Consider the following 15689-nt stretch of genomic DNA (forward strand, 5'->3'; position numbering starts at 1 on the left):
CCCCGGGAGTCTTGCCAAGGCTATCGCAGAAGCCTTGGGGGCGGGGTCCGGCCCTCGGCCGGACCCCGCCAGGCCGTCAGTTCTTCACGACGTTCTCAAGCTGCAGCAGGAAGGAGGGTTCGAGCGAGAAGTTGTCGACCCGGTCCGAGGTCACCGCGTTCTGCTTCCAGTTCGCGACGAAGACCCAGGGCGCATCCTCGTGGACGATCTCCTGCATCTCCTTGTAAAGCCGCGCGCGCTCTTGCTGATCGGTCGCCACGCGCGCCTCTTCCAGAAGGCGGTCGACCTCCTCGTTCGAGTAGTAGCCCGAGTTGAACCCGCCTTCGCTCGGCCAGGCCTCGGTCCGGAGCGCCAGATAGGGCAGCGTGTCGGGATCGTTGGTCATCCAGGCCATCTCGGCCATGTCCGCCTTGCCTTCGAGCCCGGGATTCACCTCGCCGAGGAAGGTGTTCCATTCATAGGTCTCGATCCTGACGTCGAAGCCCACGGCGTTCAGGTCGGCCTGGATGGCGGTACCCATCGGGATCGGGTCCAGCATGCCCGAGCCGCCCTCGGTAACGTAGAAGGTCAGCTCGGCCCCTTCCGCGATGCCGGCCTCTTCCAGCAGCGCGCGGGCCTTTTCGGGATCGTAGGGATAGGGTTCCAGCGCCTCGTTATGTGCCCACGCGAAGGCGGGCGGCGTCGGCCCGGCGGCGACCTCGGCCGTGCCTTCCAGCACGTCGTTCACGATCGCCTGCTTGTTGATCGCATAATTCGCCGCCTGGCGCACCCGCTTGTCGGCAAAGGGCCCTTCCTTCGCATTGAGGATCAGGAACCACAGATGGGGACCGGCCTGCTCGACCACGTTGAAGTCCTGGCCCTGGAACTGGCTCAGCGAGGTCGGCGGCACCTCGACCATCATGTCGATCCCGCCCGCCAGCATCTCGGCCACGCGCGTGTTGGCGTCGGTGATCGGCCGGAACACGACCGCATCGGTCCCCGCCGGGTCGCCCCAGTAGTCCGGGTTGCGCTCGATCACCACCGCCTCGTTCGAGCGCCATTCGGCGAAGGTGAAGGGCCCGGTGCCCACCGGATTGCGCCCGAAATCCGCGCCGTCCTTTTCCACCGCAGCGGGCGAGACCATCAGCCCGGTCGGGTAGGCGAGGTTCGACAGGAAGGGCGCATAGGGCTCGCTGAGGGTGAAATTCACGGTGAGGTCGTCCACCGCCTCGGTTTCTTCGATGGACGAGAAGAAGAAGGCCAGCGGAAACGGGCCGGTATCGTGATAGGGGTGATCTTCGTTCAGCATCCGGTCGAAGTTGAACTTCACCGCCTCCGCGTTGAACGGCGTGCCGTCGTGGAAACTCACGCCCTCGCGCAGGGTAAAGGTGTATTCGGTGCCGTCCTCGGAGATTTCCCAGTCCGTGGCCAGCGCGGGCGCCACCTCCAGGGTGCCGGGCTCGTAGCGCACCAACCCCTCGTAGAGATTCACCAGGATCCGGAAATCGTTGACCGCCGTCACCGCCGCGGGGTCGAGCGATTTCGGCTCGGCGATCTGGCCGACGATCAGCACGCCCGGCGGTGTCTGCGCGGATGCGGGCCCGTCGAAGGCGCCCAGCGAAAGCGTTGTCATCGCGGCAAGAATCAGCGCCCGGCGCGTCAGGTCGAGGGTCGTCATGTCGTGAAATCTCCCTGTTGGCAGCATCATTAATTTATCATGATAATTTACACCGATCAATTCATCATGATAATTTGGCACCTCCACCAAGACGCGTGATCCATGACCTTTTCGATTCTTGCGCGCGACCCCGAGAGCGGGGCGATCGGCGGCGCCGCCGCCACGGGCAGCTACTGCGTGGGCGGCTGGGTGTTGCGCGGCGCGCTGGATGCCGGGATGTCGGCCAGCCAGGGCGCGGCCCCGTCGACCTTCTGGGGCGAGGATGTTCTGAGCGCCATGCGCGACGGCATGGGGGCCGCCGACGCGGTCGGCGCGGTCACCGGCACGGATGCGGGGCGGGACTGGCGGCAACTGTCGGCCATGAACCTTGCGGGGGAGGGCGCCGTCTTCACCGGCGTGGCCAACACGGGCGAAACTGCGGAGCGCGTCTTCGAGAACGGGGTGGCCGCGGGCAACCTGCTGGCCTCGGCGGGGGTGGTCGAGGCGATGGTCGAGGAGGTCTTGTCCGCCAAGGGCGCCTTCGACCACCGCCTGCTTTCCGCGCTCCGCGCGGCCGAGGCGGCGGGCAGCGACAGCCGCGGGCTGTTTTCCGCGGCATTGCTGGTACTGCATCCCGAGCGGCCGCCGCTCAGCCTGCGGGTGGATTATGATGCCGACGACCCGGTCGGTGCGCTGGCGGTGCTGCGGGAAAAAACCTCGACGGGCGGCTATGCCGACTGGCTGCGCGAGGTGCCGACCTGGACCGACCGGGGGCGGACCGGTGCGCGGTAAGTGGGGGGCGGAGGCCGCGCGGCGCCTCGCGCGTCTGGCCGAGGTCTCGGAGCCCGGGCCCGGTGTCACCCGCCTGCCCTTCAAGCCCGAGCATCGTGCCGCACTCGACCTGCTGTCGGGCTGGATCGCGGAGGCCGGGCTGAGCGTCACGCTCGACGATGCCGGCACGCTGGTCGGGCGCCATGAGGGGCCGCCCGGCGCCCGCACCTTCTACCTTGGCTCGCACCAGGATTCGGTGCGCGAGGGTGGGGCCTATGACGGCATCATGGGGGTCGTCCTGCCGCTGCTCGCGCTTGAAAAGCTGCGCCGTGACGGGGTTTCGCTGCCCTGCGCCGTCGAGGTGCTGGCCTTCGCCGACGAGGAGGGCGTGCGCTTTCCGACCGCGCTGATCGGCTCGCGGGCGCTCGCGGGTAGCTATGACTCGGCGGTGCTGGAGACGGCCGATGGCGACGGCGTGACCCTGCGCGCGGCGATGGAGGATTTCGGCCTCGACCCCGACCGCATCCCGGAGCTGAAGCGTCCGCGCGAGACCGCTCTCGGCTTTCTGGAGACTCATATCGAGCAAGGCCCGGTGCTGGAAGCGGCGGGCGAGGCGCTTGGCGTCGTCACCGCGATCTGCGGGATCGAGCGGCACCGGATCACCGTCACCGGAAAGACGGGCCATGCCGGCACGCTGCCGATGGCGGGGCGGCGCGACGCACTCGTCGGCGCGGCGGCACTGGTGGAGGAGGTCCGCCGCCTTGCCTTGGCGACGCCCGGCCTGCGCGGCACCGTGGGCTCGCTGAGCATCCGTCCGAACGTGGTGAACGCGGTGCCCCGCGAGGCCCTAATGACGGCCGAGTTTCGCGCGGCCGATGATGCGGACCGCGCGGCGGCAGGCCGCGCGCTTCATCGCTTCGCCGCCGAGTTGGCCGCGCGCGAGGGGCTGCAGATCGATATCGCGCGCAGCTATGTGCAACCGGTGCAGCTCTGCGATCCCGACTTGTCCCGCCGCTTGCGCGCATCGGTGATGGACTCCGGCGGTCGCGGCATGGACGTGCCCTCGGGCGCGACGCACGATGCCTCGGCGATGGCCGATCTCTGCCCGATGGCGATGCTGTTCGTGCGCTGTCGCGGCGGTGTAAGCCACAGCCCCGACGAATATGCCGCCCCGGACGATCTCGACATGGCGATTCGCGCGATCGCGCACTTTCTTGCCAGCCTTTGAACCGGTACGAGACGGCCCGCGAGTATAACGGGCCCCAAGGGCACGAGACGCATTCGCAAGGCACCGCCGTCCATCGCGGGCGGCAAGGCGCATGGACCGAACCCACCCGTTCGGAGAAATCGCGTGGGGTTTCACACGGGTGTCACGCGCGTTGCTCATACGAGCAGGCGAGGTGCGCTTATGGACAGACGGACAGCGATTCTAGAGACGGCGCAAAGCCAGGGACGTGTCACGGTCGACCGCCTGGCCGCGCAATTCGGAGTGTCGGCCCATACGATCCGACGCGATCTCAACGCGCTCTGCGAGGAAGCGAAGCTGCGGCGGTTGCACGGGGGCGCCGAGTTCATCGACGGCAGCGCCAACATGCCCTACGCGGCGCGCGCGATCCTGAACCTGGAGGCGAAGCAGGCAATCGCGACCACGGTCGCGAAGATGGTCTTTGACGGCGCAACCGTCTTCATCTCGATTGGGACGACGCCGGCCATCGTTGCCCGTGCCCTGCTGGCGAAGGAGGGGCTGACCGTCATCACGAACAATCTCAACGCGGCGATGACCCTGTCGGAGAACGCCACCTGCCGGATCATCCTGCCCGGTGGCGAAATGCGCCTACCGGACCGGGACTTTCTCAACGCCGCGGCGATCGGCCTGTTCGATGCCTACAGGGCGGATTTCGGGATTTTCGGCGTCGGCGGCATCGACGAGGACGGCAGCCTGCTGGATTTCCACGCGCCCGAGGTGGCCGCCCGCGAAGCGATCCGCAGAAACAGCCGACGCGCCGTTTTGGTGGCCGACCACACCAAGTTCGGGCGCCGCGCCGCGGCCGTGGGCGGTCGCCTAGACGAGCAGGACCTCGTGGTGCTCGATTCCCGGCCGCAGCCTCCGTTCGCAGCATTGCTTCCCCCCATCGCGGCGCGTCTCGTCATTGCGGACCAGGAGCGGCCGAGATGAGCGAGGAGCCTTATGTTGCGCTGTCGGAGGTGACGCGCCAATGGGCCGGGCACGGGGGCGTGCGCGACATCTCGCTCGACGTCACGCGGGGCAGCTTCGTGTCCGTTCTCGGCCCGTCCGGCTGCGGGAAATCGACCCTGTTGCGCCTGATTTCGGGGTTGGAGCGCCCCGAGGCGGGCCGCGTGCATATCGCCGGTCGCGACGTAACCCACCTGCAAGCCTCGCGCCGGGGTCTGTCGATGGTGTTCCAGTCCTATGCCCTGTTCCCGCACCTGAACGTCCGCGAGAACATCCTGTTCGGCATGCGGGTGCGGCGCGCATCGCGGCACGAGTGCGCGGCCAAGCTCGCCGACGCCGTCGAGATGCTGGGGCTCGCGGGGCTGGAGGGGCGCAAACCCGCGGCGCTCTCGGGCGGTCAGCGGCAGCGCGTCGCCCTGGCCCGCGCCGTTGTGTCGGGCCACCCACTGTGCCTGATGGATGAGCCGCTGTCCAACCTCGACGCCAAGCTGCGGCACTCGGTGCGCCGCGACATCAAGACGTTGCAACGGCGGCTCGGTCTGACGGTCGTCTACGTGACCCACGACCAGACCGAGGCGATGTCGCTGTCGGACAAGGTGGTGCTGATGCGCCAAGGCCGGGTCGAACAGATCGGCGCGCCCGAGGCGCTTTATGCCGCCCCTGTCAGCAGCTTCGCCGCCGAGTTCATCGGCGATCCGCCGATGGCGATGATCGATGGCGCGGCGCTGGGCGCACCCGGCGCGCGGGTCGGCATCCGCCCGGCGCACCTGACCATCGCCGAGCCGCGCCGGGCCGATCTGGAAGGCACGGTCCGCGACGTCGAGTACATGGGCGCGCACACCCACATCGTGATCGACCATCCGGCCGCGCGCGGGCTGGTGATCTCCGTCCAGGGGCATGCCGACCGGCGTCCGGGCGAGGCCATCGGGCTGGTGCTGCCGCGGGAACACCGGGTCCTTTTCGACGCCGACACCGGTCGGGTCAAAAAGGACCCGCAGCAGGATTGCGGGACCAACCATCGCCAAACGGGACCCCGCGATAGCCGCAAGGCACTTCAACCCCATCCGTCAAACGATTGAAGAGGAAGACCCATGCTGCGCTATGCACCTGCCACCGTCATGCTCGCCGCGAGCACGGCGCTTGTCAATCCGGCCGCGGCCGAGACCGAACTGACCATGTATTACCCCATCGCCGTGGGCGGACCGCTGACCCAGGTGGTCGACGGGATCGTCGCCGAGTTCGAGGACCGGAACCCCGACATCACCGTCAACGCGATCTATGCCGGCAATTACGACGACACCCGCATCAAGGCGCTGTCGGCGCTGAACTCGGGCGATCCGGCACAGCTGGCCGTGATGTTCTCGATCGACGTCTACGACCTGATCGAGCAAGACCTGATCGTGCCCTTCGACGACGTGGTCGAGACCGAAGAAGAGCGTGCGTGGCTGGACAGCTTCTACCCCGCGCTGATGGCCAATGGCACCGTCGAGGGCCAGACATGGGGCGTGCCCTTCCAGCGTTCGACCATCGTGGCCTACTACAACAAGGACATGTTCCGCGACGCCGGGCTCGCCCCCGAAAAGGCGCCGACGACGTGGGACGAGATGGTCGAGATGGGCAGGGCGCTGACCACCGACGACCGCTGGGGCCTGATGATCCCGTCGACCGGCTACCCCTACTGGATGTTCCAGGCGCTGGCGATCCAGAACGGCAAGGAGTTGATGTCCGATGACGGGCTCACCACCTATTTCGACGCCCCGGCGGTGGTGGACACGCTGGCGTTCTGGAAATCGCTTTCGACCGAGCATGGCATCATGCCCGAGGGCACGGTCGAATGGGGCACGCTGCGCCAGGCTTTCCTCGAGGGGCAGACCGCGATGATGTGGCATTCCACCGGCAACCTGACCGCGGTCAAGGACAACGCGGAGTTCGATTTCGGGGTCGCCATGCTGCCCGCGAACGGGCGCCTGGGGTCGCCCACCGGCGGCGGCAACTTCTACCTCTTCAAGGACTCGACCGACGAAGAGAAGCAGGCCGCGCTGAAACTGATCAAGTTCATGACCTCGCCCGAGCAGGCCGCCGAATGGTCGATCGCCACCGGCTACATGGGCGTCTCGCCGGCGGCGTATGAAACCGAGGCACTGAAGGCCTATACCGCCGAGTTCCCGCCCGCGCTGGTCGCGCGCGATCAGCTGGACCACGCGGTGGCCGAGTTCTCGACCTTCGAGACCGCTCGCGTGCGCGAGGGGCTGAACAACGCGATCCAGGCCGCGCTGACCGGCACCAAGTCGCCGGAAGAGGCACTGGGCGAGGCGCAGGCCGCCGCCGAACGCCTGCTGTCGGCCTACCAGTAAGCCGATGCACCGGCGCCGGGTCCGCCCGGCGCCGGCACACGAAAGGCCGCGCATGTCCGACCAAGCCGCCCTATGCCGCCGCCGGCAGGCCATCCATGGATGGCTGCTGCTGACGCCCGCGCTCGTGATGCTGACGACCTTCGCCTTCTACCCCACGGTCGCGACGGTCTGGACCAGCCTGTTCTCCCGCGGCACAAGGCGGCGGCCCGCGGAGTTCGTCGGGGCCGAGAACTACCAGCGGCTGTTCGACGACCCGACCTTCTGGCTGGTGGTCAAGAACAACCTCTTCTACGCGGGCGTAACGATCCCGATTTCCATCGCGATCGCGCTGGCCATGGCGCTTTGGGCCAATTCCAGGATCCCCGCGCGCAGCTTCGTGCGCACCGCCTATTTCACGCCGACGGTCCTGCCGATGATAGCAGCGGGCAACCTGTGGCTGTTCTTCTACACCCCCGGTTTCGGCGTGCTCGACCAGATCGGCGCGCTGTTCGGCGCAGGGTCCGTCAACTGGCTGGGCCAGCCGGAAACCGCGCTCTGGGCGGTCTGCGCGGTGACGATCTGGAAGGAGGCGGGGTTCTTCATGATATTCTACCTTGCCGCGCTGCAGACCATCCCGCCCGACCTGAAGGAGGCCGCCGAGATCGAGGGCGCCTCCCGCTGGGCTTATACGCGGCGGGTGGTGCTGCCGCTGTTGATGCCGACGACGCTGTTCATCCTGGTCAACGCGATGATCAACTCGGTCAAGCTGATCGATCATCTGTTCATCCTGACCAAGGGCGGGCCGTCGGATGCCTCGAAACTCATCCTCTACTACATCTGGGAAAACGCCTTCGCCTTCTTCGACGCGCCGGCGGCCGCGGCGATGACGATGCTGGTGCTCTGCGTGCTCGGCGCCCTCGCCGCCTTCCAGTTCTTCGTCATCGACCGCCGGACCCACTACAGATGAGCGTTCTCAACCGTCTCGAACCGTTGCTTGCGCTGCTGCTGGCGATTGCGTGGATCTCGCCGCTTGTCTTCTCGGTCTGGGCGGCATTTCATTCCAGCACCGACGCGGTCAACTTCAACCTGGCCGCGCCATGGACGCTGGAGAATTTCCGCACCGCTTGGGCCGGGGCCGACTGGCTGCGCTATGCGCTCAATTCGTTCCTGCTTGTGACGTCCGTCCTTATCGGGCAGTTCGTCCTCTGCACGCTTGCCGGCTTTGCCTTCGCGCAGGTCGCGTTCCGGGGCAAGGATGTGGTGTTCGTCCTCGTCCTGTTGCAACTGTTCATTCTTCCCGAAGTGCTGATCGTCGAGAACTACAAGGTGGCCACGGAACTGGGCCTGCTCGACAGCATCCTCGGCATCGGCGCGCCCTACATGGCGTCGGCCTTCGGCATCTTCCTGATGCGACAGGCCTTCAAGTCGGTGCCAAAGGAACTGGACGAGGCCGCGCGGGTCGAGGGTTGTTCGCTTCTGGGCGTGCTGTGGCGGGTCTACGTTCCGGCGGCACGGCCCACCTATCTGGCCTATGCGCTGGTCTCGGTTTCGACGCACTGGAACAATTTCCTCTGGCCGCTGGTCGTCACCAATACGGAGGCCGCGCGCCCCCTCACCGTGGGGCTGTCGATCTTCGGCGCGCCGGAGAACGGGGTCGACATATCGGTGATCTCGGCCGCGACCCTGATGGTGATCGCACCACTCCTGGTGCTGTTCCTGCTGTTCCAGAGGCGGTTCGTCCAGGCCTTCCTGCGGGCGGGCATAAAGTAGGACGAGGGCCGGTGGCAGCAGGGCGCGGCGGTCTTTCCCGTGTCGTTCATGGCGCGCGCCCGGTTTCGGCCAAGCCGCCCGGTTCATGCGGACCGCGGGCGGTTGGCCCGCGGTTTGCCATGTTTCGCGTTCAGGCGCGCTTGTCTCCGGTGATCATCGCGTGGGCGAGGTTTTCGCGATGGACCATGCTGGCCCAGGCCACGCCGCCGACATGCAGCAGGATCAAGAGCACGGAGAGGTTCGCGGCGGTCTCGTGGATGTCCTCCCACGCGGTCTCGCCGCCCGCGTGGCCCTCGCGTTCCTCATGTTCCTGGCGCTCGTAGCTTGCGACGCCGCCCTCGCCGCCGCTCTCGCTCTGCGCGATCAGCCCGGCCAGCGGACCTTCGCCTTCCTCTTCGGCCAGCACCGCCATGCCGGAAAACGCGGTGGCGCCCAGCATGACCAGGAGCGCCACGGTCATCGCGCCGCCGGCGGGGCTGTGGCCTATATGGCGTTCGGCCGAGCCCGCGACCAGCCGCTTGAGATAGGCGACGACCTTGCCGGGCCCGGTCACGAAGTCGGAGAAGCGCGCGCGCTCGGGCCCCACGAGGCCCCAGAAGATGCGCAGCGTCACCGTGGCCGCGATCGCGTAGCCGGCCCAGACATGGAGCCATTCCGGCTCGCCCTCGGTGAGGTAGGCGGTGGCGAAACCCGCCACCAGGACCCAGTGCCCGACGCGCACCACCGGGTCCCAGACCCGGACGCGCGCCTCGGCTTGCGCCGTCTGCTCCGCCATCAGTCGTCGTCCCGGCCGAGGCGGGTCGCGGGGGCGCCGGTGGCCGGATCCAGATAGGCCTCGACCACCATCCCGTTGGCGTCGCGCATCTTGACCTCCCAGTAGCGGCCGTCCTCGCGCTCGGCCTCGAGGACGGTGTAGCCCTGGCTCTCCAGTTTCGCGATCAGCTCGCCGAGCGGCATCCACCGGGCGGGCTGGGCCATCGCGGGTGCGGTTTCGGGCGAGGCTTGCGCCTCGCCGAGGGCGACCAGGCCCGCGGCGGAAGCCAGGGCGGCGGTGAACAGGATCGTGCGTTTCATGGGGGTCTCCCGTGCTTGGTTTCACCTTGCCGGCACGTGGACCGGCTGCGATGGGACCGGTCTATCCGCAGGCGCCTGACGCCGGCCTGACCGCGCTTGTCAGCGCCCTGTCAGGCGGGGCAGAGTAGCGCCGTCACCATGAAACGGTTCGCTCTCCTCGCCTCGATCCTGGTCCTCGCCGCGCCCGCGCCGGCCGAGCGCGATCACGACCGCGCGCGCCGCGCCCTTGAACGGGGCGAGATCCGGCCCCTGCACAGAATCCTGCCCGAGGTGGAAGACCGTTTCGACGCGCGGCTTCTGGAGGTCGAGCTGGAACGCGAGGAGGGCCGCCTGGTCTACGAGATGGAACTGATCACGCGGGACGGACGACTTCTGGAGGTGCTCGTCGACGCCGCCTCGGGCCAGGTGCTGGAGCACGAGATCGAGGACGACGACTGATGCGCGTGCTCGCCGTCGAGGACGACCCGCGGATCGCGGCCGACCTGTCGGCCGCGCTGGAAGCCGCGGGGTTCCGCGTGGAAACCTGCGCCGATGGCGAGGAGGCGTGGTTCCTGGGCGATACCGAGGCGTACGGGCTGGTGGTTCTGGATCTCGGCCTGCCGGGGCTCGACGGGCTGACGGTCCTGAAACGCTGGCGCGCGAACGGGCGCGAGATGCCGGTTCTGGTGCTGACCGCGCGCGGCACCTGGACGGAACGCGTCGAGGGCATCGACGCCGGCGCCGACGACTACCTGCCCAAACCGTTCCGGATGGAGGAGCTGGTGGCCCGCGCCCGCGCGCTGGTGCGCCGCTCGGCGGGGCGCGGCAGCGCGCTGCAGGAGGCGGGCGCGCTCGCGCTCGACACGACCCGCATGGCGGTCAGCTTGCGCGGCGTGCCGGTGCAGACCACGGCGCTGGAGTATCGCCTGCTCGCCTACCTGATGCTCAACCGCGACCGCGTGGTGCCGCCCACGGAACTGCTGGAACACCTCTACGGCGACGACGATGCGCGCGAGGCCAACGCGCTGGAGGCGCTGGTGGCGCGGCTGCGGCGCAAGCTGGGCGCGGGCGTGATCGGCACGCGCCGCGGCTTCGGCTATTTCCTCGAAGCCGGGGCGCCCGCGCCGTGAGGCGGCTGTCGCTGCGGCTGCGGCTGGCGCTGGCCGGGGCGGTCGCGGTGACGCTCGCGATCCTCTTGTCCTCGCTGGGGCTCGCCGCGCTCTTCGGCGCGCATGTCGAACGCCGCGCGCTGGCCGAACTCTCGGTGCAGCTCGACCAGGTGCTGGCCGGGGTCGAGCGCGCCCCCGACGGCACGCTGGAACTGACGACCGCCCCCGCCGATCCGCGCTTCCGGCAGGTCTATGGCGGGCTCTACTGGCAGATCGAGGCGGGCGGGCAGGTGCTGCGCGCGCGCGCGCTCTGGGATTACGAAATCCCGCTGCCCGCCGACACGCTGGGCGACGGGGCCGAGCATGTGCACGACCTGCCGGGCCCGGCGGGCCAGCCGCTGCTGGCGATCGAGCGCAGCGTGACCCTGCCCGACCGGCTGGGCGGCGACGCGATGCGCGCGGCCGTGGCGATGGACCGGACGGACCTCGCCGCCGCGCGCGCCGGGTTCCTGCGCGACCTCATCCCCTATTCGGCGCTGCTCGCGGCGGCGCTGATCCTCGCGGGCTGGGCGCAGATCGCCGTGGGTCTCCGCCCGCTCGGCGCGATCCGCGCCCGCGTGGCCGATATCCGCACCGGCCGGGCGCGTCGCGTGGGGGGCGATGTCCCCGCCGAGGTGCAGCCGCTCGCCGCCGAGGTCGACGGCCTGCTGGCCGCCCGCGAACAGGAGGTCGCGCGCGCCCGCACCCGGGCGGGCGACCTCGCGCACGGGCTCAAGACGCCGCTCCAGGCGCTGATGGGCGAGGCCGGGCGGCTCCGGGCCGAGGGGCGCGGTGCCGCGGCCGACGCGGTCGAGGAGATCGCCGGCGCGATGCGCGCCCATGTCGACCGCGAGCTTGCGCGCACCCGCGTCGCCATGCGGGGGCGCCAGGGCCGCGCCGACCTTGCCGATGTCGTCGCGGGGCTCGTGCGGGTCATGCGCCGCACCGGGGAAGGGGCGCGGTGCGACTGGCGCGTGGACCTGCCCGAAGGTCTCGCGGTCGCCGCCGATCCCGGCGACCTCTCCGAGGCGCTGGGGGCGCTGATCGAAAACGCCGCGCGCCATGCCCGCACGCGGGTCGAGATCGGCGCGCAGCCCCGCGGGGGCCGGGTCCAGATCGTCCTCCGCGACGACGGCCCCGGCATCCCGCCCGACCGGATCGACGCGCTGATGGCGCGCGGCGCGCGGGCCGACACCCGCGGCTCGGGCCTCGGCCTCGCCATCGCGCGCGACATCGCCGAGGCGCTGGACGGCACGCTTTCGCTGCGCCCGGCCTCGCCCGGGCTCGAGGCGCGCCTGTCCCTGCCCGCAGCCGACAGCGTCCTGACAGATCGCTGACACCCCGGGTCAGCCCGGTGTCAGCCACCCCGTGCGATGACCGCCGCGGTTGAGGCGTAGGACGCGCGCGACAGCGCGGAGCGGTTTCGGCGAGGACCTTGCCAATGGCGGTTGATCGGCGTTGATCGCGAAGGCCGGCCAAAGTGGGGACGCGCGCAGACATCGGGTTCTGTTGCGAACCGCCTGCCTTCCACACCGCAAGCGTCCGGTGGGACGCATCCTCGTTCCCGACAGGGCCTGCGTTTGGCGCATGGCCCCGTCCGACCGCACGATCATCCGTCCGGTTGCGGCATAACGCTGAGCGCCTGGCCGTTGCTCCAGACCACCGCCTCGTAGCAGACTTGGGCGCCGGCCCCGCCGCACCACCCGCCATCCCGCGCGATGAGCAGGATCGGGCGGCCGTCCCACTCGACCATCCGCCAGCCTTCCGCCTGGAAGGAGCGCACGGCATCCTCGACAACGGCATGCAGCATGCAGCCCCCCGAACCGCAATAGGCCGACATCATCGACGAACAGGAAAAAGCGCTTTCGTCCACGATACGGTCAATCGGCTCCTGACCGTCGAGATTCATCTCGCGAACAGCGGCGCCGGCGTCGAAGCGGCCGTTCTCGTAGCTCTCGCAAAAGGCGCGGGCCTCGCCGAGGATCGCGGCGACCGGGTCGGCCTGCTGTGCGGACGCACCCGCCGCGGCCAAGGACAGGCCTATGCAGGCAAGCAGCCCGCCGGCCGTAGCGGTGACGGGGCCAAGTTGTCTGGGGGTCATGCGGGTCCTCCGGTTCGGGCGGCGCGGCGTCCTGCCGCCTCCGCAGTATTCGCCGTGTCAGTCGATGCCGACGCCGATAACCATGCGACGGGCTGCGCGCCGCCCCGCACTGCGCGTTTCGGATCGGCGTCCGGGCTCAATTCGCGGCCTTGCGGATCAGCCGGACGATCACGATCAGCAGGACGGCGCCAATCACTGCACCGACGAAGCTGCCGACCCAACCGCCGAGCGGGATGCCGAGCGCCGGCAGGACCCGCCCGGCGAGGAGCGCCCCGCCGATGCCGATCAGCACGTCGCCCCAGAAGCCCGAGCCGCTGCCCTTGACGATCAGGCTGGTCAGCCAGCCCACGAGGGCACCGATCAGGATCAGGACAACGATCCCGATCAGTCCGCCGATCACCGCGCCCATGGCGTTCGGCCCCGGCCCCTGGACCTGGGCGAGGGCGGGCGGTGCAACCACCATCGCAGCGGCAAGTATCTGCGTTTTCATCATTCTTCTCTCTCCGATCGCGTTCCGGCTGGCGGACGGTTCTCACGACATGATGACGAAGTCGCGGCCCGAGCGGCGGTCCGGGTGGAGCGGCAGGTCTGTGAAGACGAAGAGCATGCCCGGATGGACGTGGCGCTTGAGGTCGCGGGCGAACTCCGGCTCGGTGCGCACCCGGCGCAGGTCGTGCATCGCCTCTGCCCCCGCGCCGTCATAGCTCAGCGCCGCCCAGTGCATGCCCCGCGCGCCGTCATGGGCGCCGGTCAGCACGTAGACATGGGCCCCCAGCGGGTCGCCGTCCCAGAGCAGCCGCCCCTCGGCCACCGCGCGGTCGTTCTCGATCACCACGAGCTTCGCGTCGTAGGAGGAGGCGATCAGCGAGGTGATCGGATGGGCGTCGTCCAGCGCCCAGTCCGACGGGTGCTTGCGGTCCTCCAGCGTGGCCAGCACCTCCTCGAACTCGGCTTCCGCGTAGCCCGAGAGCACCAGCCCCGGATGCACCACCTCGGCCGGCGCGCTGTGGCTGTCGGCGATGATCACCGGCGTGCCCAGATGCGTGACCTCGAACAGCAGCGCCGAGAATCTCAGCGGCAGCCGCACGCAGCCGTGCGACGCCGGGTAGCCCGGCAGGTTGCCCGCGTGCAGCGCGATCCCGTCCCAGGTCAGCCGGTTGGTGTTGGGCATCGGCGCGTTGTTGTAGGTCGAGGAGCGGTGGTCGCGATCCTTCTGCAGCACCACGAAGACGCCGGTGGGCGTCTCGTGCCCCGGCTTGCCGGTGGAGCAGGTCGAGACCGCGATCCGCACGCCGCCCCGGTAGACATGCACCCGCTGCTCGTCGAGCGACACGATCACCGCCACGGGCCCGCGGGGCTGGCGCTCGGGATGCCAGGTGAACTCGCCGGGCTGCAATTCGTGGAGTTCCTTGAAGACATGCTGGCCCAGCGCGCCCGAGGCCGCCAGCAGCACGCCCCCCGCGCCCGCGAGAAACGCCCGGCGCCCCGGCCGGAACCCGAGATCCTGCGTCATGTCCTGTCCTGTCCCCCCTGCTTCGATTGCCACCCCACCGAAGGGCGGCACCACCGTCCCCTCACTCGGAGGCGGCGGCCCGCATCTCGTCCATGAAGGTAGCGCAATCGGTGGGGCCCTCGGCCATCTCGGTCCCTTCCGGCATCTCGCCGCCCAGCGTCGCGGGCACCCGCGCCAGCACCCGGTCGACCTGCTCTGCGGTCATCAGCCCTTCGTCCTGCGCGGCCTGCACGACCGCGCACACGCCCGTCATCAGGCCGGTGCTGGCGCCGACGCCCATCCCCGCGCCGAGCATCAGGAAGCCGCTGACGCCCCCCAACAGCAGGCCGATAACCAGCCCGATCAAGACTTTACCCATCTTACGTCCTTTCGTTATGCATCAAGACCATCGACGTTCCGACCTGCGCTGCAGCATGCCGCCCAAGCGTGTCGGCATCGCGGCAGTCAGGCGGGGCACCGTGGCCGTTCAGGCCCGTCAAAGCCCGCCTTCGCCGCCCCCGATATATTCGATGCCGGCGGTGGTTCCGTCGCGATAGGCGATGCAGCGCCATGGCGCGCGCCCGTACTCGCCGGCGCCGACCCCCACGATCACCTCTGTCCCGGCTTCGGAGAAGCTCGAGCTCTGGACGATGACGTCCCCGTTGTTGGCCGCGCGCGAGACATCGCGAAGGCAGGCCTGCTCGGCGGGAGTCGGGGTGCCGCTCGACACGCTCGCGGTGTCTTCGATGCATCCCGCAAGGCCGAAAAGCGCGACGGCGCTGAGCGCGAGTTTGAGTTTCATGGGGGGCTCCTCTTGTCTGGATAGCGGTTCGGGATGCCCCGGCGCCGATCTCGAGCGCGCCGGGGCGGCAAGCCTGACCTCAGCAGTCCTCGGCGGGCAGCATGGTGACGTCGGAATACCGCCCGTCCGAGGTGGTGATCCGCGCGCAAGCGCCTGTCGAACGGTTGAAATACCACGTCGTCAGTCCCTGAGAGCGGACGGGTTCGTAGCCGAGATTCCTGATGCCCATCTCCGCCTGCCCGGCGCGGGCGCCCTCGAAGGAGGAAAGGTCGTATTCGCTGCCCACCATCGGGCGGCCCGGCTCGGTCGTGGCGGTTTCCTCGACACAGCCCGCGAGGGCCAGCAAAGCGGCGGCGCCGCCGATCAGTTTGGTCTTCATGGGTGTTGTC

At 69.2% G+C, this 15689-nt stretch carries 19 protein-coding genes; 10 read left to right on the top strand and 9 right to left on the bottom strand.

What is annotated here, in order from left to right:
• Positions 1-76: 76 nt before the first annotated feature.
• Complete coding sequence (locus BUR28_RS11965; RefSeq protein ID WP_074220332.1) at positions 77-1657, bottom strand: ABC transporter substrate-binding protein; 1581 nt, start codon at positions 1655-1657, stop codon at positions 77-79.
• A gap of 102 nt (positions 1658-1759) precedes the next feature.
• Between BUR28_RS11965 and BUR28_RS11970 the strand changes: the two genes are divergently transcribed.
• The 7 genes from BUR28_RS11970 to BUR28_RS12000 all read left to right on the top strand — a co-directional run bounded on the left by BUR28_RS11970 (position 1760) and on the right by BUR28_RS12000 (position 8704).
• On the top strand, positions 1760-2428 hold the full coding sequence (locus tag BUR28_RS11970) for a DUF1028 domain-containing protein (protein ID WP_074220333.1): 669 nt from the start codon (positions 1760-1762) through the stop codon (positions 2426-2428).
• Positions 2418-3635, top strand: coding sequence for a M20 family metallo-hydrolase (locus BUR28_RS11975; RefSeq protein WP_074220334.1), 1218 nt, complete (start codon positions 2418-2420; stop codon positions 3633-3635). The genes BUR28_RS11970 and BUR28_RS11975 overlap by 11 nt, the downstream gene beginning before the upstream one ends.
• Before the next feature lie 123 nt (positions 3636-3758).
• Positions 3759-4583, top strand: coding sequence for a DeoR/GlpR family DNA-binding transcription regulator (locus tag BUR28_RS11980; protein WP_254813739.1), 825 nt, complete (start codon positions 3759-3761; stop codon positions 4581-4583).
• Positions 4580-5680 (top strand): ABC transporter ATP-binding protein, encoded by a 1101-nt coding sequence (locus BUR28_RS11985; protein ID WP_074220336.1) that lies wholly within the window; start codon positions 4580-4582, stop codon positions 5678-5680. Before BUR28_RS11980 ends, BUR28_RS11985 begins: the two co-directional genes overlap by 4 nt.
• A 12-nt stretch (positions 5681-5692) precedes the next feature.
• Positions 5693-6955 carry an ABC transporter substrate-binding protein gene (locus BUR28_RS11990; protein ID WP_074220337.1) on the top strand — a complete coding sequence of 421 codons (1263 nt, stop codon included), beginning with the start codon at positions 5693-5695 and terminating at the stop codon, positions 6953-6955.
• 52 nt (positions 6956-7007) lie between these two features.
• Positions 7008-7901, top strand: a complete 894-nt coding sequence (locus tag BUR28_RS11995; RefSeq protein WP_074220338.1) for a carbohydrate ABC transporter permease — start codon at positions 7008-7010, stop codon at positions 7899-7901.
• Positions 7898-8704: a carbohydrate ABC transporter permease gene (locus BUR28_RS12000; protein WP_074220339.1), complete on the top strand. Its 807-nt coding sequence runs from the start codon at positions 7898-7900 to the stop codon at positions 8702-8704. The genes BUR28_RS11995 and BUR28_RS12000 overlap by 4 nt, the downstream gene beginning before the upstream one ends.
• Positions 8705-8834: 130 nt before the next feature.
• Here the strand turns inward: BUR28_RS12000 and BUR28_RS12005 are convergent, their stop codons facing one another.
• Together BUR28_RS12005 and BUR28_RS12010 are read right to left on the bottom strand one after the other, a co-directional pair.
• Complete coding sequence (locus BUR28_RS12005; RefSeq protein WP_074220340.1) at positions 8835-9479, bottom strand: cytochrome b/b6 domain-containing protein; 645 nt, start codon at positions 9477-9479, stop codon at positions 8835-8837.
• Positions 9479-9778 (bottom strand): PepSY domain-containing protein, encoded by a 300-nt coding sequence (locus tag BUR28_RS12010; protein ID WP_074220341.1) that lies wholly within the window; start codon positions 9776-9778, stop codon positions 9479-9481. Before BUR28_RS12010 ends, BUR28_RS12005 begins: the two co-directional genes overlap by 1 nt.
• A gap of 138 nt (positions 9779-9916) precedes the next feature.
• On the opposite strand from BUR28_RS12010, the gene BUR28_RS12015 reads away from it, so the two are divergent.
• From BUR28_RS12015 to BUR28_RS12025, 3 genes are read left to right on the top strand one after another with little or no spacing between them, the layout of a single operon-like run.
• The gene (locus tag BUR28_RS12015) at positions 9917-10216 is read left to right on the top strand and encodes a PepSY domain-containing protein (RefSeq protein ID WP_074220342.1); all 300 of its coding nucleotides are present in this window, start codon (positions 9917-9919) and stop codon (positions 10214-10216) included.
• The gene (locus BUR28_RS12020; RefSeq protein WP_074220343.1) at positions 10216-10887 is read left to right on the top strand and encodes a response regulator transcription factor; all 672 of its coding nucleotides are present in this window, start codon (positions 10216-10218) and stop codon (positions 10885-10887) included. The genes BUR28_RS12015 and BUR28_RS12020 overlap by 1 nt, the downstream gene beginning before the upstream one ends.
• Entirely contained in the window at positions 10884-12242 is a 1359-nt protein-coding gene (locus BUR28_RS12025) for a sensor histidine kinase (protein ID WP_074220344.1), read from the top strand. The genes BUR28_RS12020 and BUR28_RS12025 overlap by 4 nt, the downstream gene beginning before the upstream one ends.
• A 272-nt stretch (positions 12243-12514) precedes the next feature.
• Here the strand turns inward: BUR28_RS12025 and BUR28_RS12030 are convergent, their stop codons facing one another.
• From BUR28_RS12030 to BUR28_RS12055, 6 genes are all read right to left on the bottom strand, one after another.
• Positions 12515-13006, bottom strand: a complete 492-nt coding sequence (locus BUR28_RS12030) for a hypothetical protein (protein ID WP_074220345.1) — start codon at positions 13004-13006, stop codon at positions 12515-12517.
• A 136-nt stretch (positions 13007-13142) separates the two neighbouring features.
• On the bottom strand, positions 13143-13499 hold the full coding sequence (locus BUR28_RS12035) for a GlsB/YeaQ/YmgE family stress response membrane protein (RefSeq protein ID WP_254813740.1): 357 nt from the start codon (positions 13497-13499) through the stop codon (positions 13143-13145).
• A gap of 39 nt (positions 13500-13538) precedes the next feature.
• Positions 13539-14519 carry a L,D-transpeptidase gene (locus tag BUR28_RS12040; protein ID WP_074220083.1) on the bottom strand — a complete coding sequence of 327 codons (981 nt, stop codon included), beginning with the start codon at positions 14517-14519 and terminating at the stop codon, positions 13539-13541.
• A gap of 61 nt (positions 14520-14580) precedes the next feature.
• Positions 14581-14877, bottom strand: coding sequence for a hypothetical protein (locus BUR28_RS12045; RefSeq protein ID WP_074220346.1), 297 nt, complete (start codon positions 14875-14877; stop codon positions 14581-14583).
• A 117-nt stretch (positions 14878-14994) separates the two neighbouring features.
• On the bottom strand, positions 14995-15300 hold the full coding sequence (locus BUR28_RS12050) for a hypothetical protein (protein WP_074220347.1): 306 nt from the start codon (positions 15298-15300) through the stop codon (positions 14995-14997).
• Positions 15301-15379: 79 nt separating this feature from the next.
• Positions 15380-15679: a hypothetical protein gene (locus BUR28_RS12055; RefSeq protein ID WP_074220348.1), complete on the bottom strand. Its 300-nt coding sequence runs from the start codon at positions 15677-15679 to the stop codon at positions 15380-15382.
• Between the last annotated feature and the right edge of the window lie 10 nt (positions 15680-15689).

The sequence above is a fragment of the Rhodovulum sp. ES.010 genome, from assembly GCF_900142935.1.
GTDB lineage: Bacteria > Pseudomonadota > Alphaproteobacteria > Rhodobacterales > Rhodobacteraceae > Rhodovulum.